The sequence below is a fragment of the Mammaliicoccus sp. FSL K6-3158 genome, assembly GCF_038005105.1.
Taxonomy (GTDB): Bacteria; Bacillota; Bacilli; order Staphylococcales; family Staphylococcaceae; genus Mammaliicoccus; species Mammaliicoccus sciuri.
Map to the genome: position 1 here is coordinate 1,058,831 of NZ_JBBOSL010000001.1, position 19,571 is coordinate 1,078,401.

The 19,571-nt window shown below is 30.2% G+C and carries 20 protein-coding genes and 9 tRNA genes; 20 read left to right on the forward strand and 9 right to left on the reverse strand.

What is annotated here, in order from left to right:
- Positions 1 to 30: 30 nt before the first annotated feature.
- From MHH94_RS05300 to MHH94_RS05320, 5 genes are all read right to left on the reverse strand, one after another.
- The gene (locus MHH94_RS05300) at positions 31 to 1,002 is read right to left on the reverse strand and encodes a peptidylprolyl isomerase (protein WP_048539850.1); all 972 of its coding nucleotides are present in this window, start codon (positions 1,000 to 1,002) and stop codon (positions 31 to 33) included.
- 71 nt (positions 1,003 to 1,073) lie between these two features.
- Positions 1,074 to 1,637, reverse strand: a complete 564-nt coding sequence (locus MHH94_RS05305) for a DUF3267 domain-containing protein (protein ID WP_025904816.1) — start codon at positions 1,635 to 1,637, stop codon at positions 1,074 to 1,076.
- Between the two features lie 38 nt (positions 1,638 to 1,675).
- Complete coding sequence (locus tag MHH94_RS05310) at positions 1,676 to 2,221, reverse strand: HTH-type transcriptional regulator Hpr (protein ID WP_025904817.1); 546 nt, start codon at positions 2,219 to 2,221, stop codon at positions 1,676 to 1,678.
- A 95-nt stretch (positions 2,222 to 2,316) separates the two neighbouring features.
- On the reverse strand, positions 2,317 to 2,694 hold the full coding sequence (locus tag MHH94_RS05315; protein WP_025904818.1) for a YtxH domain-containing protein: 378 nt from the start codon (positions 2,692 to 2,694) through the stop codon (positions 2,317 to 2,319).
- Positions 2,695 to 2,758: 64 nt separating this feature from the next.
- Positions 2,759 to 3,181 carry an HIT family protein gene (locus MHH94_RS05320; protein ID WP_025904819.1) on the reverse strand — a complete coding sequence of 141 codons (423 nt, stop codon included), beginning with the start codon at positions 3,179 to 3,181 and terminating at the stop codon, positions 2,759 to 2,761.
- A gap of 128 nt (positions 3,182 to 3,309) precedes the next feature.
- On the opposite strand from MHH94_RS05320, the gene MHH94_RS05325 reads away from it, so the two are divergent.
- Positions 3,310 to 4,047 (forward strand): ABC transporter ATP-binding protein, encoded by a 738-nt coding sequence (locus tag MHH94_RS05325; protein WP_058591057.1) that lies wholly within the window; start codon positions 3,310 to 3,312, stop codon positions 4,045 to 4,047.
- On the forward strand, positions 4,040 to 5,260 hold the full coding sequence (gene ecsB, locus MHH94_RS05330; RefSeq protein ID WP_107603501.1) for an ABC transporter permease EcsB: 1,221 nt from the start codon (positions 4,040 to 4,042) through the stop codon (positions 5,258 to 5,260). Before MHH94_RS05325 ends, ecsB begins: the two co-directional genes overlap by 8 nt.
- 59 nt (positions 5,261 to 5,319) lie before the next feature.
- Here ecsB and MHH94_RS05335 read toward each other — a convergent pair whose 3' ends face one another.
- On the reverse strand, positions 5,320 to 5,847 hold the full coding sequence (locus MHH94_RS05335) for an antibiotic biosynthesis monooxygenase family protein (RefSeq protein ID WP_058591055.1): 528 nt from the start codon (positions 5,845 to 5,847) through the stop codon (positions 5,320 to 5,322).
- A 166-nt stretch (positions 5,848 to 6,013) separates the two neighbouring features.
- Between MHH94_RS05335 and hemE the strand changes: the two genes are divergently transcribed.
- From hemE to MHH94_RS05410, 15 genes are all read left to right on the forward strand, one after another.
- A complete protein-coding gene (gene hemE, locus MHH94_RS05340) occupies positions 6,014 to 7,066 on the forward strand; it encodes a uroporphyrinogen decarboxylase (RefSeq protein ID WP_058591054.1) in 1,053 nt (350 codons plus the stop codon).
- A gap of 40 nt (positions 7,067 to 7,106) precedes the next feature.
- On the forward strand, positions 7,107 to 8,027 hold the full coding sequence (hemH, locus tag MHH94_RS05345; RefSeq protein ID WP_025904824.1) for a ferrochelatase: 921 nt from the start codon (positions 7,107 to 7,109) through the stop codon (positions 8,025 to 8,027).
- 32 nt (positions 8,028 to 8,059) lie between these two features.
- On the forward strand, positions 8,060 to 9,454 hold the full coding sequence (gene hemY / locus MHH94_RS05350; protein WP_153653540.1) for a protoporphyrinogen oxidase: 1,395 nt from the start codon (positions 8,060 to 8,062) through the stop codon (positions 9,452 to 9,454).
- Positions 9,455 to 10,092: 638 nt separating this feature from the next.
- Positions 10,093 to 10,167 (forward strand) — tRNA-Glu (locus tag MHH94_RS05355).
- Positions 10,168 to 10,254: 87 nt separating this feature from the next.
- A tRNA-Met gene (locus tag MHH94_RS05360) sits at positions 10,255 to 10,328 on the forward strand.
- 14 nt (positions 10,329 to 10,342) lie between these two features.
- A tRNA-Asp gene (locus tag MHH94_RS05365) sits at positions 10,343 to 10,418 on the forward strand.
- Positions 10,419 to 10,428: 10 nt separating this feature from the next.
- Positions 10,429 to 10,501: transfer RNA gene (locus MHH94_RS05370), tRNA-Phe, on the forward strand.
- Positions 10,502 to 10,521: 20 nt separating this feature from the next.
- A tRNA-His gene (locus MHH94_RS05375) sits at positions 10,522 to 10,597 on the forward strand.
- A gap of 20 nt (positions 10,598 to 10,617) precedes the next feature.
- Positions 10,618 to 10,691: transfer RNA gene (locus MHH94_RS05380), tRNA-Gly, on the forward strand.
- Between the two features lie 7 nt (positions 10,692 to 10,698).
- Positions 10,699 to 10,773: transfer RNA gene (locus MHH94_RS05385), tRNA-Asn, on the forward strand.
- A gap of 3 nt (positions 10,774 to 10,776) precedes the next feature.
- A tRNA-Glu gene (locus MHH94_RS05390) sits at positions 10,777 to 10,848 on the forward strand.
- Between the two features lie 42 nt (positions 10,849 to 10,890).
- Positions 10,891 to 10,979: transfer RNA gene (locus MHH94_RS05395), tRNA-Ser, on the forward strand.
- A 327-nt stretch (positions 10,980 to 11,306) separates the two neighbouring features.
- On the forward strand, positions 11,307 to 12,362 hold the full coding sequence (locus MHH94_RS05400) for a hypothetical protein (RefSeq protein ID WP_340840024.1): 1,056 nt from the start codon (positions 11,307 to 11,309) through the stop codon (positions 12,360 to 12,362).
- A 15-nt stretch (positions 12,363 to 12,377) separates the two neighbouring features.
- Positions 12,378 to 13,751 (forward strand): hypothetical protein, encoded by a 1,374-nt coding sequence (locus MHH94_RS05405; RefSeq protein ID WP_340840026.1) that lies wholly within the window; start codon positions 12,378 to 12,380, stop codon positions 13,749 to 13,751.
- A 358-nt stretch (positions 13,752 to 14,109) separates the two neighbouring features.
- Positions 14,110 to 14,370 carry a hypothetical protein gene (locus MHH94_RS05410; protein WP_232179755.1) on the forward strand — a complete coding sequence of 87 codons (261 nt, stop codon included), beginning with the start codon at positions 14,110 to 14,112 and terminating at the stop codon, positions 14,368 to 14,370.
- 76 nt (positions 14,371 to 14,446) lie between these two features.
- On the opposite strand, the gene MHH94_RS05415 is transcribed toward MHH94_RS05410, so the two are convergent.
- Positions 14,447 to 14,692 (reverse strand): hypothetical protein, encoded by a 246-nt coding sequence (locus tag MHH94_RS05415; RefSeq protein WP_340840030.1) that lies wholly within the window; start codon positions 14,690 to 14,692, stop codon positions 14,447 to 14,449.
- Between the two features lie 603 nt (positions 14,693 to 15,295).
- On the opposite strand from MHH94_RS05415, the gene MHH94_RS05420 reads away from it, so the two are divergent.
- Complete coding sequence (locus MHH94_RS05420; protein WP_119650495.1) at positions 15,296 to 15,970, forward strand: type 1 glutamine amidotransferase; 675 nt, start codon at positions 15,296 to 15,298, stop codon at positions 15,968 to 15,970.
- A 78-nt stretch (positions 15,971 to 16,048) separates the two neighbouring features.
- Here the strand turns inward: MHH94_RS05420 and MHH94_RS05425 are convergent, their stop codons facing one another.
- Together MHH94_RS05425 and MHH94_RS05430 are read right to left on the reverse strand one after the other, a co-directional pair.
- On the reverse strand, positions 16,049 to 16,408 hold the full coding sequence (locus tag MHH94_RS05425) for an EamA family transporter (protein ID WP_340840032.1): 360 nt from the start codon (positions 16,406 to 16,408) through the stop codon (positions 16,049 to 16,051).
- Positions 16,380 to 16,940, reverse strand: coding sequence for a DMT family transporter (locus MHH94_RS05430; protein ID WP_340840033.1), 561 nt, complete (start codon positions 16,938 to 16,940; stop codon positions 16,380 to 16,382). Before MHH94_RS05430 ends, MHH94_RS05425 begins: the two co-directional genes overlap by 29 nt.
- Before the next feature lie 446 nt (positions 16,941 to 17,386).
- On the opposite strand from MHH94_RS05430, the gene MHH94_RS05435 reads away from it, so the two are divergent.
- Both MHH94_RS05435 and MHH94_RS05440 read left to right on the forward strand, forming a co-directional pair.
- Complete coding sequence (locus tag MHH94_RS05435; RefSeq protein WP_107603223.1) at positions 17,387 to 18,226, forward strand: DegV family protein; 840 nt, start codon at positions 17,387 to 17,389, stop codon at positions 18,224 to 18,226.
- A 142-nt stretch (positions 18,227 to 18,368) separates the two neighbouring features.
- On the forward strand, positions 18,369 to 19,535 hold the full coding sequence (locus tag MHH94_RS05440) for an MFS transporter (RefSeq protein WP_058591981.1): 1,167 nt from the start codon (positions 18,369 to 18,371) through the stop codon (positions 19,533 to 19,535).
- The last annotated feature ends 36 nt before the right edge of the window (positions 19,536 to 19,571 follow it).

The window sequence follows — 19,571 nt, forward strand, 5'->3', positions numbered from 1 at the left end:
CATTTAACGTTTCTTCATAGCTTTTTAATTTTAGCTTGCTGATGATTGTTGTGCTGCTTGCATTTGTTGTTGTTGTAATGCTTTTTCGTTTAAGATATTATCTTCGATTGCTTTTTTAATATCTTTATCTTTGTAATCAACTTTGTATTCATCTAATAATTTTTTGTAAGCATTGATGATGATCTTAGGTTCTTTTTGGATTTTTAGTTGACGATATTGTTCTTTAAGGCTAGCTTTTTCTTTCTTAGATGGTTCGCCTTTATCTGCTTTTATAATATGGTAACCATATTGAGATTTAACAACATCTGAAATTTCGTCATCTTTTTTAAGTTTGAATAATGCTTTTTCAAATGATTCATCCATTTGACCTTTCAATACAAATCCTAAAGCACCGCCTTTAGATTTAGTACCTTCATCTTGTGATTCTTTTTTAGCGATTTTTTCGAAATCATCTGGATTTTTCTTAATTTGAGCTAGTAATTTTTCAGCTTTTTTCTTAGCTGCTTTATCACTTAAGCCTTCTTCTGAATCTTCTGATTTAACTTTAATTAAGATATGAGAACCTTTTTTAGTGTTTTCATCGATTTCTTTGTCAGAAACTTTTACGGCATCGTTGATAAATTCTTCTTGATATTTAGAAGTCTTTTGAGATTCTTTAAAGTCTTTAATAGTAGCACCTGGTTTTTCTTGTTGTAGTGCTTCTTCAAATTTCTTCTTACCACCATATTGCTCGATTTGTTTATCAACTTGTTCGTCTAATTTCTTCGTATCAACTTTGTCTTCGTATTTATCTTTTAAGACTTTGTTAAGTACAATTTGAAATGCATTTTGTGCGACTTCGTTATTACCCATTTTGTCTAGTACGTCTTGTGAAGTTACGTTTCCGGCTTTAGTTTCTACTAAGGTTTCTCCAGAATTATCTGAACCATTACCACAAGCGCCTAAAGTTAATACTGATGCTGAAAGTGTTACAGGTAACACTATTTTTTTAATTGATTTCATAAATAGAACTCCTTTTGTAAGAATACAATGATAAATATAGCATATTTGCTATTTTAATTACAAAAAATAACCTATAAATGTTCGGCATCCAGTGAACGTTTTGTTAACAATTCGATACCATTTTTTCTTTCTTCAATATAAGTACCTTTTTTTGTGAATAAAATAATCTTCAAATAAAGTAAGTCAATAATTGATATGCCAATATTAATAGACATTATAAATAAAATGTAATGTCCGTATTGTGGAATTATATTTACGAGTGCAATAGATAGGGTAGTTATCGTTACGAGCGGGCAAATAAGTGCAAAACAAAATACAATCTTATTAACTGGTTGATCTACTCTAATATTATATAAAGGTAAAGCGCGTTTAGCTTTAGTTGTTTTGTTCATTTTAAATGACTTACGATAATACATTAATACAATCAAATGCAACAATTTATGAATTGGATAAATTAAGCAAAGGACGAATAAGAATAGTATAAACTTATCGTCCTTTAAAGGTTCTGTTTGTATATAATTGAATATTTCGTAAGTGACGATAAATGTTAAGAATGAAACTAAAGCACTAATTAATACAATTCTCTGTAATCCGTAACGAGACTGTATATTTATTGATTTAGAACACAAAAACATAAGAAATGTCACCTTCTAAGATATGATTTATCTTGATATTATGCATCATCCTCAGACTGTTCGTCAAGTAGATATTTTCTTAATTGTTCATGGTTTTGTTCAATGTGATGAATAAAGTCGCTACCGTATATTTGACCAACGATATATTTCACATCTGTAAATTCTGGCATATTGTACATGACCTTTTCATAATCTGCAGCAATTTCATATAATCTGTTTGTATCATTTGAATAGTTTAAATATGTCTTTCTTAGCACTGCAAGACCTTTATCCGTTAACTCTAAATAAGTTGTTCGCTTATCGTGCTGACTTTTAGGCATTGTTAAATAGCCACGTTTTTCTAAATTTTTAGCGAAATTGAAAACAGTAGATACATGCATAACACCATATTTACTCACTTCAGAAATTGTAGCTTCATTTAAACTTCTAATAATAATTAAAATATGATGTTCATTAATATTTAAGTCGAAAGGCTTAATCCACTGCTGCCAATCTTTCTCGATTGTCTTCCATAAAGCTTTAGATAACTGTGAAACCTTATGAGTAAATAACATTTTCTCAATCATGTCCAATTCATTCGACATAGTTACATCCCCCTTTTTTGTATAATAAAAGCATGATACTAATGTATCATGCTTAGTTATAACACTTTAATAATATAATAATTTTAACATGTTTTCTAATTTTTTAGAAATGGAAGCTTAGTATTTTGAATTTCTTTTTGAATTTCATTGCCACGATTACTAATATTTTCAATATTTTTCTGGATTTGTTCAATATTGGGGTTAATATCAGCTTTAAATTCATTAATCATCGTTTTAATTTCTTCACTTAATGATTGAATGGCAATTTGGCTTTCGTCTTTTGTCTTTAATACATAATCTTTTATTTCAATAGCATTGTCTTTAATTTCACTTAATTGAATTTTAGAACCGTCAGCAGTTGATTTTAAATCTGTCTTTAAAGCATCACCAGAACGGTCTGTATTTAAAATAGCTGTTGTAAAACCTGTTACAAATCCTACACCAACACCAATTGCGAGTCTTGAAAATTTCATAATTATCCTCCTTGATATCTCTTATTTAAATATATACCCTCAATTTTTGTAAACATGCAGTGTATTAAAAATGCTGTTGAATTGTTTGTGCGATTTCTGCTTTTTTTTCATCATCTAATTGATCTTCATTCGTATTCCAAATATAACCGAAACCATCGATATCTTCTTTATATCTAGGGATTAAGTGGAAGTGGATATGGAATACAGATTGTGAAGCATACTCACCATTATTTTGAATAATATTTAAACCATCAGGGTTGAAAGCTTTCTTGATGGCATTCGCGACGATTGGTAAAGCTTCAGCTATGTGTTTCATTGTTTCTGGATCTGTTTCATAAATATTAGGTGAAGCTTTCTTTGGTATAAGTAATGTATGACCTTTACTTACTTGAGAAATATCTAAGAATGCATATACATAATCATTTTCGTAAACTTTGAATGATGGAATTTCACCGTCGATAATTTTGCTGAATATTGTTTCTGACATACTATCATCTCCTATGTAAATATTAGTTTTATTATATCATGCTCGTAATATCATCTCACTGATAAAGATAATATTTAATGAATGTAACATTGAGAACATGCTACAATATATTTTGGAGGTGTGTTCACGTGACAATTAAAGTGAATAATTTAACAGGTGGATACGGTAAAAAAGCTGTTATCCATGATATCTCATTTGAATGTAAACCAAATGAAGTAGTAGGACTTATTGGTTTAAATGGTGCAGGGAAGAGTACAACAATTAAACATATACTTGGCTTATTAACACCACAACAAGGTGAGATGTCCATTAATAATATAGATATTAAAGCAGATATAGAATCTTATAGAAGAAATCTTACATATATACCAGAAAGTCCAGTTTTATATGATGAATTAACTTTAGAAGAACATATATACATGACTGCTATGGCATATGGTATAGATAAAGACACTGCACTTGAAAAGGCAATGCCACTATTGAAAAGACTAAGACTTGAAAATGAATTAAAAGTCTTTCCGATACATTTTTCAAAAGGTATGAAACAAAAAGTTATGATTGTTTGCGCATTCTTAGTTGAACCGACCCAATATATTATAGATGAACCATTCTTAGGGTTAGATCCATTAGGTATACAAACAATGTTAGATTTAATAGTAGAAAGACGTAATCAAGGATCTTCAGTATTAATGTCTACACATATACTTGCAACTGCTGAAAGATATTGCGACAGATTTATTATATTACATCAAGGTCGTTTAGTAGCGATGGGCGATTTAGAAGAACTGAGAGAAAAAACAGGACTTAACAATGCAACGCTAGATGATATTTATATACATTTAACACAAGGTGAAGCGTATGAATGATGTAAATACTTTATATAAGGTTAGACAAAGAGAAGAAGTATTAGAGAAAATGAATTACAATAAATTCATTTTTAATGGTCATTTCTTAATATTTATAACTATTATGATTGGCGCATTCGCGTTAGGCTATAGTAATTGGTTAAAAGACATTCCACAAAATATTAACTATCGACTAATCTTTTCGGTTATATTATCTATTTGTTCGATATTTCCAATGAGGACTTTCTTTAGAGAAGCGGATAAGTTATATTTATTACCATTTGAGAAACACTTAATGGTTTATATTAGAAAAGCACTGACATATAGTTTTTTTAATCGACTATTTTTACCAGTCGTGATTTTAGTGATAGGTCTACCATTATTCTATCAATTAATGGGTGGTAAATTTTACTTATATATCACGGTTATGATATTGAGTTTCGTCTTTCCAATTCTAGGACTGATTATGAAATGGTTCTGGTTAAAATATGGATTAGAAATTTGGGGAATTAATGTATTACTCTTTATCGTGTATGCGAGTGGTTATTACACAACTTTAAAAGTAGGGGCATTATCAGGTCTATTATCTATTGTCGTATTGATTGCTTTAATTATTTTATTAGAAAATATCAATAGAGGTACTTTTTATCAGTGGGAAACACTAATTGCTATCGAACATAATCATAAGATGAATTATTATAAATTCGTTAATATGTTTACAGATGTAAAAGTATTAAATGAAAGAACAGTTCGCAGAAGATATTTAGATGTCTTCTTAAAAGTTCCAAGTTCAAAGAAATTTAATCAAGATTATATGTATAAATTTTTATTTGTAAGAAGTTTTGCAAGAGGGAAAGATGCATTCTTTATCGTCTTAAGATTATTGATTATCGGACTTTTACTCATTTGGTGGATTGATCAGTCAGTTATATCAGCAATATTAGGTGCTTTAATCATGTACTTGTTAATATTACAATTATCTCAATTTTATAAACAACAAGCATATGGATTGTGGCCTCAAGTATGGCCGGTAAGTGAAGGACAAGTTGTTAAAGGCTATCATCAGTTTTTAATTAATATCATGATTGTCTTAGGTATTATTTTATCAATCATATATATCTTGAAATTTGGTACAGCGATTTATTTCGTTATATTATTCTTCATTGTTGGTTGGTTAACAATAGATTCTTCTATTAAGAAAATTAAGAAACATCAAGAGCTACTTAGAGATTAATAACAATAAACAAGAAGAAGTGACTCAGTGAGAGTCATTTCTTCTTGTTTATTTTATAATTATGCTTGTTCGTTTTCAGTTTCTTCATCTTCTTCAGGTCTATACCAGTACTTTGTATAATTTGCTGTTGAATATTGTTCAGCACCAGAGAATTTACGAGTAGCCTCTCTAGAGAAATATTCAGCGTAGAAAGATGATTTAGTGAAATCTTCATATAATTCGTTTGAATCGAAACCAACTAATATCATATAAGTATCGCCTTTTCGAGGTTTGAGTAATCTAAACGATTCGAACCCTTCGAAATTATCGAATTGACTGTCGATATCTACATAATGATTTTCGAATCGATGTTGCATTTCATCAGATACAGGAATGTAGCTTGCTGCTATAAATTCATGATTGATAAAAACACCTTTTGATTCTAATATTCGATATTCTCTAGGTTGTGCAAATACTGTATCACCATTTGTTTCATGAATAAGTACTGTCGTATCTTGTCTCGTATAATGATGAATATCTTCATCTGGATGTTTCTTCATTATACTGTGCAGAAAATGATACGTACCTGTTGTTATATAACATTTCATAATGATATACCTCCTATATCTCTTTAATTAGATTATAAACATGTAAGCGCTAAAATCAACCAATTCATGAAATCTTTTGTATAATTTATGAATTTTTGTGCACAGAGATGTCTTTATAATAGAATATGTTAAAATAGATTGTAATGATTATAATGAGGTGAAATAAATGAGTGTACCGTTTAACGATACAATTTTAAAAGCAGCAAAGGGAGAAAAAACATCTCATACTCCAGTTTGGTTTATGAGGCAAGCAGGTAGATCACAGCCTGAATACAGAAAAATTAAAGAAAAGTATTCACTATTTGAAATTACACATCAACCAGAACTTTGTGCATATGTTACAAAATTACCAGTAGACCAATATAATACTGATGCTGCAATTTTATATAAAGATATTATGACACCTTTAACTGGAATTGGTGTAGATGTAGAAATAAAATCTGGAATAGGACCTGTTATACATAACCCTATTAAAGACATTTCTGATATTAATCGATTAGGTCAAATTAATCCTGAAGAAGACGTGAAATATGTCTTAGATACGATTAAACTTTTAACAGAAGAACAACTTAACGTACCATTAATAGGATTTACAGGCGCACCATTCACATTAGCGAGCTATATGATTGAAGGTGGACCATCTAAAAATTATAATAAGACTAAAGCGTTTATGTATAAACAGCCAGAAGCTTGGTTTAAATTAATGGATACATTAGCTGATATGGCAATTCGCTATACACATGCTCAAATTGATGCTGGATGTAAGATGATTCAAGTATTCGATTCATGGGTAGGTGCGTTAAATGCTGAAGATTATCATTATTTCATTAGACCATCTATGAATAAAATTTTTGCAGCAATTAAAGAAAAGAACGTACCTGTTACAACATTTGGTGTTGGAGCAAGCCATTTAATAGAAGAATGGAATCAATTACCGGTTGATGTAATCGGGCTAGATTGGCGCTTACAAATCAAAGAAGCTAGGGAAAAAGGTATTACTAAGACGTTACAAGGCAACTTAGATCCAGCTATTTTACTAGCACCATGGGAAGTTATTGAACAAAGACTCGTTCAAATATTGGATCAAGGTTTAGTAGACCATAATTATATCTTTAATCTTGGACATGGTGTCTTTCCAGAAGTACAACCTGATACATTGAGAAGAGTTGCTCAGTTTGTGCATGATTATTCAGCAAAATATAAATTACAACAAAGATAGGTTATTAAACAGCTTAATTATATTAAAGGGAGTATAGAAGATGAATAAAAAAGTGGGACTTTTAGTTATGGCATATGGTACACCTTATAAAGAAAGTGACATTGTGCCTTATTACACACACATTAGACATGGTCGTAAGCCATCTGATGAGCAAATTGAAGACTTAAAAGGACGTTATAAAGCGATTGGTGGTATTTCACCATTAGCAGGTACAACAGAGAAACAAGCAGAAAGTTTACTTGGCGCATTAAATGAAGCATATGAAGATGTTGAATTTAAATTATACATTGGTTTAAAACATATTCATCCATTTATTGAAGATGCAGTAGAACAAATGCATAATGATGGTATTGAAGAAGCGGTTACGATTGTATTAGCACCTCATTATTCTAATTTCTCAGTTGGAAGTTATAATAAACGTGCTCAAGAAGAAGCTGATAAATACGGTATTTCAATGCATCACGTTGAGCAATTTTATAATGAACCGGCATTCATTTCTTACTGGACAAACATGATTGATGAAACATTACAAACAATTCCAGAAGAAAGTCATGATGAAACAGTATTAATCGTTTCAGCGCACAGTTTGCCTGAAAAAATTAAAAAAGCAAACGACCCATATCCTGATCAATTAGAAGAAACTGCTAAAATTTTAAGTGAAGAATCTAACATTAAACATGTATCAGTAGGTTGGCAATCAGAAGGTCAAACTGGAGAACCTTGGTTAGGACCAGATGTTCAAGATTTAACGAGAGACTTATACAATGAACATGGCTATAAACACTTTATATATACACCAGTAGGATTTGTATGTGAACATTTAGAAGTATTATATGACAACGACTATGAATGTAAAGTTGTTTGTGATGAATTAGGCGTGAAATATCACAGACCACCAATGCCAAATATTGATCCTAAATTTATAGAAGCAATGGTATCAGCAATTAAGAAAAAATTCTAATTCGATATTCGAATAAGAAAGAAGTGTTAAGTATGTCAAAACGAATTGCAATAATAGGGGCAGGGATAACTGGGTTATCTGCTGCCCATTATTTAAGAAGAGATTATCCAGATGCACAAATTGATGTATATGAACAATCAGACAGAGTAGGCGGCAAAATTAAAACGTATCGTAAAAATGGTTATACAATTGAACTAGGGCCAGAATCATACTTAGGTAGAAAAACAATTATGACAGAATTGGCTGAAGAAATTGGGATTGCTGATGATTTAGTAACAAATAAAACAGGGCAATCATATATTTACAGCCATAATAAGTTATATCCAATACCAGGTGGTTCAATTATGGGTATACCTACAGAAATTAAACCATTTCTTAAAACACAATTGATTTCTCCAGCAGCTAAATTAAGAGCGGGTTTAGATTATTTCTTACCTGTTAAACCGATGCATACAGATATATCAATCGGCCATTTCTTTAGACAAAGATTAGGTGATGAAGTATTAGAAAACTTAATCGAACCTTTAATGGCAGGTATTTATGGTGCAAATATTGATAAATTAAGCTTAAAAACAACATTTCCTCATTTTAAAGAACAAGAAGAAAAAGAGGGTGGCTTAATAAAAGGTATGATAGCTCAAAAAGCTAAAAATAATGCCGATAAAAAAGTAACAGTCAAACCAAAAGGCCAATTTAAACAATTTAGACATGGCCTTGAATCATTCATTCAAACTTTAAGTGATAGTCTTGAAAATAAAGGTGTTCAAATACATTTAAATGCTTCAGTTCAAAATTTAGTAGAAAAAGATAATAAAACAATTTTAACTATAAATAATGAAGAACACGAATATGATGGTGTAATCGTTACAATACCACACCAACATTTCGTTAAATGGTTTGAAGATGATCTTAAATTGGATTACTTTAACTATATGCCTTCAACAAGTGTTGCAACAGTTGTTATGGCATTTGATAAGGATCAAGTCGTTAATGATAAAGACGGAACTGGATTTGTAATCGCAAGAACAAGTGATACAGCCATCACAGCTTGTACATGGACAAATAAAAAATGGCCACATACAACACCAGAAGGAAAAGTCTTATTAAGAGCGTATGTAGGTAAACCAGGCTCAAATATTATTCATCATAAAGACGAAGAACAATTGAAACAAGTCGCTCTAAATGATCTGAATAAAATCATGACGATAAAAGGAGAACCAGAATTCTCTATCGTAACGAAATTACCACACAGCATGCCTCAATATGAAGTCGGTCATATCGATCGTATTCGAGATATACAAGAACATATCGATCAGAATTATCATAACCTTATCATAACAGGTGCATCATTTGATGCAGTCGGATTACCAGATTGTGTACAAATGGCTAAGAACGCTAGTGACAAGATGATAGAGTATTTGAAGTAGATAGTAGATAGTGCGCGGAAGTGCATGGAAGAGGATGGAAGCGTATTGAAGCGGGACAGAAATTCTAATTTAACATTAGAATTTCTGTTTTTTTGTTGGAGGAGGAGGCTGAATGTTGCTAGTGGAGCGTGATAAGCAATGTTGGGAGGCTGAATGTTGCTAGTGGAGCGTGACAAGCAATATTGGAGGTCTGAATGTTGCTAGTTGGAGCTGACATGCAATGTTGGAGGACTGAATGTTGTAAGACTGACCAAACAAGCAACATAGAGTCGCTGTAAATTGGAAGACTGACCAAACAAGCAACATAGAGTCGCTGTAAATTGGAAGACTGATCAAACAAGCAACATAGAGATGTCTATATAAATTAATGATTACTGTGTTGAAAATGGGTAATTTTAATTCATCTTTTTCACATTAACTTCGAAAAAAACAACTTTATGATCACTTTTTTCTATAAAAATCATGAATAAATAAGACTTCTAAAGATAAAAAAAGAGGGTGTTTTGAATGATTATTTCTCCCATTAGTGACAATTGTCACATAGATGTTAAAAGTTCAAATTTTTTATTAAGAAAAGTAAAGAAATAGCATTGACGTTCTTAATATTTCTATATATACTTAAGTAGTTCTCAATTAGAGGCCCCTTGGTCAAGCGGTTAAGACACCGCCCTTTCACGGCGGTAACACGGGTTCGAATCCCGTAGGGGTCACCATTTTCAATAAAAAATTATTAAAATTTTATTGACATAATATTAATGAATGTGTTATATTAATAAGGTAGCCAAATTACTTATTATTAGCGCGGGATGGAGCAGTTCGGTAGCTCGTCGGGCTCATAACCCGAAGGTCGGTGGTTCAAATCCGCCTCCCGCAATACTTTTTAATGATGGTCCCGTGGTGTAGCGGTTAACATGCCTGCCTGTCACGCAGGAGATCGCGGGTTCGATTCCCGTCGGGACCGCCATTTTTATTTTGGCTCAGTAGCTCAGTCGGTAGAGCAAAGGACTGAAAATCCTTGTGTCGGCGGTTCGATTCCGTCCTGAGCCATACTTTTTTAAACAAGTATGGCGATTGTGGCGAAGTGGTTAACGCATCGGATTGTGGTTCCGACATTCGTGGGTTCGATTCCCATCAGTCGCCCCATATATATATTATTTACTTAAGCGGGTGTAGTTTAGTGGTAAAACCTCAGCCTTCCAAGCTGATGTTGTCGGTTCGATTCCGATCACCCGCTCCATTATTATTCCACAGTAGCTCAGTGGTAGAGCTATCGGCTGTTAACCGATCGGTCGTAGGTTCGAGTCCTACCTGTGGAGCCATAAGGCCCCTTGGTCAAGCGGTTAAGACACCGCCCTTTCACGGCGGTAACACGGGTTCGAATCCCGTAGGGGTCATATAATCAGAGGTGAAATATCGCTTCTGATTTTTTTGTTTGTGGAGAGTTGTCCGAGTTGGCCTAAGGAGCACGCCTGGAAAGTGTGTAGGCGTCACAAGCGTCTCGAGGGTTCGAATCCCTCACTCTCCGCTTGTACCTTAATAATCAACTAATCCAAGACGTTGATATTGCTAGAAACCCCATGATAGTGGGGTTTCTTTTTTTGACTTTATTTAGAAAAAATATTTTATGTCAATTATTCACCTTTGTCTACATCAATTATAAAGCGGGTTTATTTTTGAGGAAAAGAGGATGTATGATGGATATAAGATGTCATTTATATTTAATACTTTTTCTGATCTCCTAAATTGTGATCTAATTTCAATTGATATTTACAAAGTTTATTAAATTATACTTTTATATTGATTTTGTAAAATGTATAATATTGATAAGTAAATTGTAAAAGAGGTAATGGGAATGGAAATAAAATATGTGACTACTCATTATATAGATGTAGATAAGAAATATCCAAAATATTCTAAAGATATAGTTGACTTCAGCCTAGATATTGATGGGGAAGAAACTTTCAAAAGATACTTTAAAGAACATATAGAAAAACAAAGAGTACATAATGCTACTAAACCGTCAAAATTCGTTCATATCGAAGAAGACAACAATGATTTTGTAAAGTCATTAAATGAATTAAATAAGCATATTTCTTCTACAGAAAATATCTTAAAGATTACTAAAAATTTAACACTAAAATTACATAAAACGATGAAGAATAAGTCTAAAAGTAGCGGTATACTTATTTTTGTAATTTATGTAAAAAGTGAACAATACAATCTTTGCATTATGAAAATGGAACCTGAAAATGGTGTAAGATTCAATCCAGATGAGGTGCAATTAGAAGAGATAAATAATTTATTGCCAAATAGTAACACTAGGCTTCATAAGGCTGCATTTTTTGAATTAAATAAAGTTGATGATAATTACAAATTCTTTGTTATAGATAAACAAGTTAAGGATGATAATGTTTCAGGATTCTTTATTAATAACTTTCTTGAAGGTGAAATTATTATTGATGATAAGAGAGCGAATAGATTTATAGCTAACTCAGAATCAAAATTATTAGAAATTATTAGAGAGGAAAAAGATGATATTACTACAGAGTGCCTTTCCGATATTAAAGAAAAATTTCATGGGCTTTTTTTCACAAATCGGAACATTAATTTTGCTGATGAAGTTCAAAACATTCTTAATGATAGCATTGATGATAAGGAAATAACTAAAACAGTTAAAAATAGGTGGAGTGATTCTCTTATAGAAAAACATGGTACAGAATTATATTTTGAATTTACACCTATAAATGTTCCTAAATTTAGAAGAACATGGAAGGACAAAGACGAAAGGATTATTCTCAAGTATGATCCTCATATTTCAGATGGAGTAGATGTGAATTTAGAAGATGAAAATTTTATTATTATTAAAATTAATAAAATATACATAGATGAAATAAGTGAGGATGAATAGGAAGTAGGTGAGAATATGTTTGAAGAATTAAATATATTTTTTAATGCCATGATTAACTATGATGTTGTTTCGGAAAATAATAAGTCAGCTAAAGTAAGAATTAGCGATAGAACATTAAAAAATATTGGATTTGAAAACATATTAAAATTTAATTCTGGTACTATAATTAAGCCTTTAAGAATTGAAACTAATAATGCTAGTAATAATAATAGCTTTTTACTTGATAAATATTTGAATAATCAGTTGGAAAAAGAAGATTTTAACCAAATGATTAGTATAGATTTTGTGATTGAAAAGTCTAATATTAACCTTGAAAAACATGAAATATTTTATGTAGATTTAAAAAAATTCATTGATGGCAAATTCAATTGTAATAACTTATATTCAGTAGTCTATAATGTTGAAAGAGATGTTATGGGCGCTATTAATTTCGTGAAAATTAGTAATAAAAACTTTATGAAAAACCGACCCGAAAATAAAATTCAAGACATAACAGACTATAGAAGTTATATAAAAAATATGGATTATACAACTGATGAATTAACTTTAAATATATATAATTATATTGATTACGTAACAATTATTTCGACATTTGCATTTATTACTGAGTTAGAGCAAATTGATGATAGTATTGAATTGAAAGGTGACAAACATGTTAATATTAATAATATTACACCATCGAATTGTTCTTTAAAAAATGAAACACGGAATATTTTAAAGAAGTTAAATTCACATTTGAATTCTAAAGATCTACATGTTTATGATAAAAATAAAATTTTGATAAGAGTATTATCAATTTATTTAAATGACAATTCAAATTTAAAAGAATTTATAGAAAAGCTTGAAAAGATTTATGTGAAAACCTCAGATTCAATTGAGAATTATATAAATAAAAATGTGGATAATTATTTTGATAATCACAATAAACTATTGGAAGAAGTCATAAATACTTGTAACAAAATAACAGATGTAACCAATAGATCAATTACACAATTATTATCTGTAATCACTGGGATTTTAGCTTCTTTATTCTTTTATGTATATAAAAAGCAAGATTTAGATAGTATTTTATTTACTACAATTATAATTATTTTTATTTTGTTAGTGGGATTTATTATTGTTTTGCACCATTCTTACAATTATATATACTATAAAAATTTTTTGATTAACTATTTTAATGTGATTGATAATATATATAGCTTTAAAGAAAGTGAAATATTGATTAATTCGAATCTTATTTCACCAGCGCTTAAAAGATATAAGAATACAATTTTAAGAATATCTATACTTCTGTTTTTATTTATCTTTATTGGGATTTTAATAATTATTAATATTTATCTTGCATCTATTGGATATTTTGTGAAATTATTATTTGAATCCTTATTATAATATAGATAATCGGTAAGTATTTCTAGTTGAGCAAGTGTCAAAAAAGTGTCTAGAGAAAAATTCTCTTACTTTTTGATACTTGCTTTTTTTATGTTCATCTATAAGTTCCGAATATATTCCTAAACTAATTGCTATATATTAATGAACTGATTTAATGCCAACGAGGTAACTGTATATGGCTAATTCGAGTTAGTTAATGCCAACATATACCGCTTTTCAAACTGAGGCAGAGAAGGTGATTACTATATTATAAATAAGAGTTTGTTAATTTTAACATTCTGTATTGTGCTCAATTTGATTTTGTTGTAATATATACTTGATAAAACTAGAAAGTGGGAGTATATAAGGAGGTGCTTTTATGAATAGTGAATATATTACGAGACCAGAATTTCAGCAGCATGAAATAAATATGAATAATAGATTCGATGCTATCAATGATAAAATTTCCTTAACTAAAGATGTTTTATCAGGAGAAATAAAAAATGCTGTTTCCGAGTTAAAAAATGAAATAAACGATAATAAAGTTACATCAAAACGTTTCTGGATAGGTATTAGTATACCAACTATATTAAGCCTTTTATCTATGATTATCACTATATTAGTAGCATTGCTATTTTAACTTAAACATACCTTAATCAATTGCTCGTTTTTATGTTGAAACACTTTTATATCATCATTGTTAAAATGATTAATCTCTAATCTAAAATTAATTTACTAGAAATAAAGTTTTCTATTGTATCTAATGAAACAATCTCTGACCACGGGATTTGAAAAGTTAAATTTGCTTTATGCTGCACTAATATAATTTCGTGTATTGTCACAAATATTGAACCTATTACATACTCTTTATCAATCTTAGTTGATGTTTCAGATTCTAGTAAGACCTCAACTTCAGGGAATTTAGATTGAAACAACATTTTATCCATTTTTTTAGCTTTCAATATCATTTCACCCTTTCTAATTATTTATAACGCTAGTGAACACGAGTATTTATAAAAGTATATTAGTCTTCTTTCTTTTTAATACTAAAAATTAATAAAACAAGTGGAACACTAAACATTACAGGCATTATAAAAATAAATGGCAAAGTCATAAGAGCCATGTATAAAAAAGTGCTGTCTAATGTGTATTTGGACATGTGTATCATTCCTTTGAAATTATTTATTTTTTATCCATTTCAGAGAAAATATATTATAATAGAGTTGTTAAAGTATGATAATTCAATGTGATAGATAACAGATAAAATCGCTAAAATCATACGAAATATAAGATTTGGAGTTGATCACATTGTCAAATATTACAAAAATAAGGATCAGAACGGTTTTGAACTATACCACTGGTATAGCATTACTTGGTTTAACGTTTTATTTACTATTTTTATTGTAACCTTGTTACGATATATGGGCAAAACAAAGGCTAGGACTGATGTAAAAAAGTCCTAGCCTTTAATTTTTCTGAAATAAAGGATTTTTACATTATTTTGCTTAAATGACTTATAATATAGTTATTAGAATTTGTTAATTATATAAGGAGTTGCTTATTTTATGAGAATAAATGTTTTACAACATACGCCAAATGAAGGTGTTGGGTCAATAGGTGATTGGGCTAAAGAAAGAGGACATGATTTGTATATTTATCATCCGTATTTTTATAATGGAGTATTACCTTCTGCTGAAGAAACTGATTTACTAATTATTTTGGGCGGTCCAATGAGTCCGAATGATACAGATGATTGGATTTTTAAAGAAAGAGAGTTAATAAGAGAGTTATTGAAAGATAACAAACCAATGTTTGGAGCTTGCTATGGTGCTCAACAAATAACAAAAGCAATAGGTTATACAGTGAGTAAATCACCAGTAAAAGAAGTGGGCTGGGATAAAGTTTACATTGAAAGTGATACTATACCGGATCTGCCGAAAGAATTAATGGCATTGCATTGGCATGAAGAAACATTCCAAATTCCTAAAAATGCAGAATTGCTATTTTCAAGTGAGTACTTAACAAACCAAGGCTTCTTATTAAAAGATAATGTTATTGGCTTACAATTTCATTTTGAACCTGGACCTTTTGATGTTAAAGAAATTGTTACGAATGACTTTTCTTATGCAGTAGATTCTGTATTGAATCAAACACCTAAAGAAATAATTGACTATGAAGTACCTAAAGAAAATAAAGATGTGATGTTTAAATTATTAGATTTTATAACAAAAAGTAAATAATATATTTATAAATATCAAATCAAAATAAAGGCTAGGACTTTTTTATTTAAGTCCTAGCCTTTAAATATTCTTAAATATTCATGTCACTTCAGTTTTCTGTGCTTTTAAGAAGAAATACACACCTAAGAGTACGATACCGATACCGAGTATTTGTACGTATCCTAAGTATTCTTTAAGGATAAATATTGCTAATATTGAGGCGCCTACGGGTTCTAATAGCATGCTCATTGATATGGTTGTTGGATTGATTATATTTAAGAGATAATTAAATATGACGTGTGCTATTGTTGGGAAAATTGCCAATGATATAAATAAGAGCCATTCTTTCATTGAATAGTTTACTAATGTAGCATGCGTAATGATGTTATAAATGAGTAAAAACACGCCTGCTAAGAAGAACACAATGATGCTATAAACCCAATGTGTGAGTTTGAGCATTGCATTCTTTCCGATCATTAGGTAACACACTATAGATATTACGCTTAAACACTATAGATATTACGCTTAATAAGGACAATACATTACCAATCATTACAGTTAAGTCAGTTAAATTAAAGTCGCCCCAACTTACGATTACAACACCGATAAATGATATTAAAATTGTACTCAAAACTTTTAGCATCATTTTTTCTTTATAAAATAAGAAACTTGCGATAATCGCAATAATGGGTTGTAAAGATAATATGACTGTTGAACTAGCAACGGTTGTTAATTTTAATGAACCAAACCATAATCCGAAATGAAGCGCTAAAAATAGACCGGCTAATACAAGATATAGAAAATCTTTAATACTTAATTTAAAGATTTCTTTTTTATATCGATATGCAAAAGGTACTAGTAAGATGACTGCTATAAACATCCTGTTCATGCTTATCACGCTAGAAGGGGCGTTTGATAGCTTTACCAATATTGCAGCTAGTGAAATGGCAATAACTGAAATAAGTAACAATATATTTGTCTGTTTGTTCATAAGCAAAACCTCAATTATAAATTATAATTTTAAATGTTTGATTGGATAATCTTTTTCTTGTAGTTCTGTTTTTAATAAACTCATTGTTATGACTCCTATCTAGTTATCAATATTAAAATGATAGCATATGAAGGTTAAATGCGTATAGGTTATCATCATTTTTTAATAAACTTTTAAATCTTGTAAATAATATATTTTAATAATAATTTTTATGGATTTTTTTAGAGATTTATTTTTATTCATTGTTGTGAAAGTATTACGTTTTCTATATGTTTGGCTATTTATTATACTAGAATGATATTTGTGGTAATTATTATATGATTGCTTTAACTTATCTGTTCTGTTTTTAATTGTTTCAATATTGATTATATGTTATTAATTAAGTTAGGTTAAAAATACTTATTTATATAGTGAATGCATTTATTGTATATACAATGGAGGAAGTAATGAAATTAGCGTGGTTAATTGATACAACAACTTATATTGATCAAAATATGAATGATAAAGATTTATTTGTCGTTTCTTTATCTACAATTATTAATGACAAACCTTATAAAGACTCAGAATTTGAAAGTTCAAAGTTATTTTTTGATATGTTAAAAGAAAATGGTAATGGTGCAAAAACGGCTCAACCTACACCTCAAGATTTTATTGAAACGTATGAGCAAATTCAAGAAGAAGGCTATACACATGTTATTGCAGTTCATCCTTCTAGTAGTTTATCAGGCACATATGCATCATCGCTATCAACTGCACAATCTTTCCCAATGGAAATTCATGTAATTGATAGTGGAACAGGTAGCTTTCCTCAAAAAGAATTAGTCGAGTATGGTAGAAAACTTTATGATGAGGACTATTCATTTGAAGAAATCATTAATAAGTTAGAAGAAGTTAAACATACAAGTGAATTATATTTGTTGCCAAGAAACTTACAACAATTAAAGAATAGTGGAAGGGTTTCGAACAGCAAATATTTATTAAGTAGTTTGCTTCATATTAAGTTACTATTGAAATTAGAGAACAGTACAATCGACTTAGAACTTAAGTCTAGAGGCAACAAGAAAATAGAAGCTTATTTAATCACACATATTAAAGAAATTATTGATAAAGGTGTTACACATATTGGTGTATTACATGCTGGGAATGAGCAAGAAGCACATGTGTGGAAAGAGCGTATTTTAACTTTAAATAAAGATGTAAGTGTATATATCGAACCGTTAGTTCCAGTAGCATCTGTTCATACTGGATATGGCACGATTGGAATAGGTTGGATACAAACTCAATAATGAAAACGTTTAAAAACCTGAGAAAAAATTAACTCAGGTTTTTTTTCTATACAAAATTCAAAAAAACTCTTGTAATTGCTTAGCAAAAGTACTAATATGGATAAATCTGATTAAAATAATAAGATTAAAGGAGCGTTGAGACATGAAAAAATATCCTTTAGCGATTTGGATACTTAGCCTTGGTGCTTTTGCGATAGGTATGACTGAATTTGTAATCATGGGTTTGTTACCTAATATAGCAAGAGATCTCGATGTAACGGTATCCGATGCGGGTCAATTGATTACAGGTTATGCATTGAGTGTTGCAATTGGCGGACCGATTATAGTGTTAGCGACTTATAAATTACCTCGAAAAAATTTACTCGTCTTATTAATGGCTATTTTTATAGTAGGTAACGGGATAGGTGGTATTGCGCCTAATTATGGTTCGCTTATGTTAAGTAGAATTATTGCCGCTTTAGCACACGGTTCATTCTTTGGTATAGGTTCAATACTTGCAGCAAGTATGGTACCCCCTCATAAAAGAGCAAGTGCAATGGCTTTAATGTTTATGGGATTAACAATGAGCAACATCATTGGTGTACCATTCGGAACATTTGTTGGCCAAATTTTTGGCTGGAAAATGACATTTATTATTATTAGTGTTCTAGGATTATTAACATTAATAGGTATTATTCGATTTGTACCTAATCAAAAAGATACACAGCCGATTTCAATTAAAAATGAATTGAGTGTATTAAAAGATGTTAAACTTTGGCTGACACTAGGTGTAACACTGTTCGGATTCAGTAGTGTATTTGCTTATTTCACGTATATTTCTCAAATATTAATTAACGTTTCGCATATAGAAGAACGTTGGATTTCATTTGTGCTTATTATATTCGGTGTTGGTGTAACATTTGGTAATATTATTGGTGGCAAATTAGCAGACTGGAATTTAAATAAAGCATTGAATACGATATTTATCGTCTTTCCAATATATATCTTTATGATGTACTTTATTCAAAATTATAGCTTGCTAATGGTTGTTGGTATTTTTGTATTTGGTTTGATTGGATTTAGTATGAGTCCATCATTACAATTTAAAAGTATGGTCATTTCACAAGATGCACCAATGCTTGCTAGTACGATGAATCAATCTGCATTTAACATCGGTAATGCTCTTGGCGCGTTCATCGGCGGTATGGTAGTAAGTCAATTAGAAGTTAAGGACCTAGCGTTAGTCGCGCCATTCTTAACAATTATAGGCCTTGTCTTCTTATTACTTGAACGATTCGTTACACAAAGAAGAGAAAAAGAATCAATCTAATATGCTGAAAACCTAGGTGAATTTGTCACCTAGGTT

What these genes read in the sequence shown, in the direction of transcription:
- MHH94_RS05300 (WP_048539850.1), bottom strand. Translation starts at nt 1,002, where the DNA reads ATGAAATCAATTAAAAAAATAGTGTTACCTGTAACACTTTCAGCATCA.
- MHH94_RS05305 (WP_025904816.1), bottom strand. Translation starts at nt 1,637, where the DNA reads ATGTTTTTGTGTTCTAAATCAATAAATATACAGTCTCGTTACGGATTA.
- MHH94_RS05310 (WP_025904817.1), bottom strand. Translation starts at nt 2,221, where the DNA reads ATGTCGAATGAATTGGACATGATTGAGAAAATGTTATTTACTCATAAG.
- MHH94_RS05315 (WP_025904818.1), bottom strand. Translation starts at nt 2,694, where the DNA reads ATGAAATTTTCAAGACTCGCAATTGGTGTTGGTGTAGGATTTGTAACA.
- MHH94_RS05320 (WP_025904819.1), bottom strand. Translation starts at nt 3,181, where the DNA reads ATGTCAGAAACAATATTCAGCAAAATTATCGACGGTGAAATTCCATCA.
- ecsB (WP_107603501.1), top strand. Translation starts at nt 4,040, where the DNA reads ATGAATGATGTAAATACTTTATATAAGGTTAGACAAAGAGAAGAAGTA.
- MHH94_RS05335 (WP_058591055.1), bottom strand. Translation starts at nt 5,847, where the DNA reads ATGAAATGTTATATAACAACAGGTACGTATCATTTTCTGCACAGTATA.
- hemE (WP_058591054.1), top strand. Translation starts at nt 6,014, where the DNA reads ATGAGTGTACCGTTTAACGATACAATTTTAAAAGCAGCAAAGGGAGAA.
- hemH (WP_025904824.1), top strand. Translation starts at nt 7,107, where the DNA reads ATGAATAAAAAAGTGGGACTTTTAGTTATGGCATATGGTACACCTTAT.
- hemY (WP_153653540.1), top strand. Translation starts at nt 8,060, where the DNA reads ATGTCAAAACGAATTGCAATAATAGGGGCAGGGATAACTGGGTTATCT.
- MHH94_RS05400 (WP_340840024.1), top strand. Translation starts at nt 11,307, where the DNA reads ATGGAAATAAAATATGTGACTACTCATTATATAGATGTAGATAAGAAA.
- MHH94_RS05405 (WP_340840026.1), top strand. Translation starts at nt 12,378, where the DNA reads ATGTTTGAAGAATTAAATATATTTTTTAATGCCATGATTAACTATGAT.
- MHH94_RS05410 (WP_232179755.1), top strand. Translation starts at nt 14,110, where the DNA reads ATGAATAGTGAATATATTACGAGACCAGAATTTCAGCAGCATGAAATA.
- MHH94_RS05420 (WP_119650495.1), top strand. Translation starts at nt 15,296, where the DNA reads ATGAGAATAAATGTTTTACAACATACGCCAAATGAAGGTGTTGGGTCA.
- MHH94_RS05425 (WP_340840032.1), bottom strand. Translation starts at nt 16,408, where the DNA reads ATGCTCAAACTCACACATTGGGTTTATAGCATCATTGTGTTCTTCTTA.
- MHH94_RS05430 (WP_340840033.1), bottom strand. Translation starts at nt 16,940, where the DNA reads ATGAACAAACAGACAAATATATTGTTACTTATTTCAGTTATTGCCATT.
- MHH94_RS05435 (WP_107603223.1), top strand. Translation starts at nt 17,387, where the DNA reads ATGAAATTAGCGTGGTTAATTGATACAACAACTTATATTGATCAAAAT.
- MHH94_RS05440 (WP_058591981.1), top strand. Translation starts at nt 18,369, where the DNA reads ATGAAAAAATATCCTTTAGCGATTTGGATACTTAGCCTTGGTGCTTTT.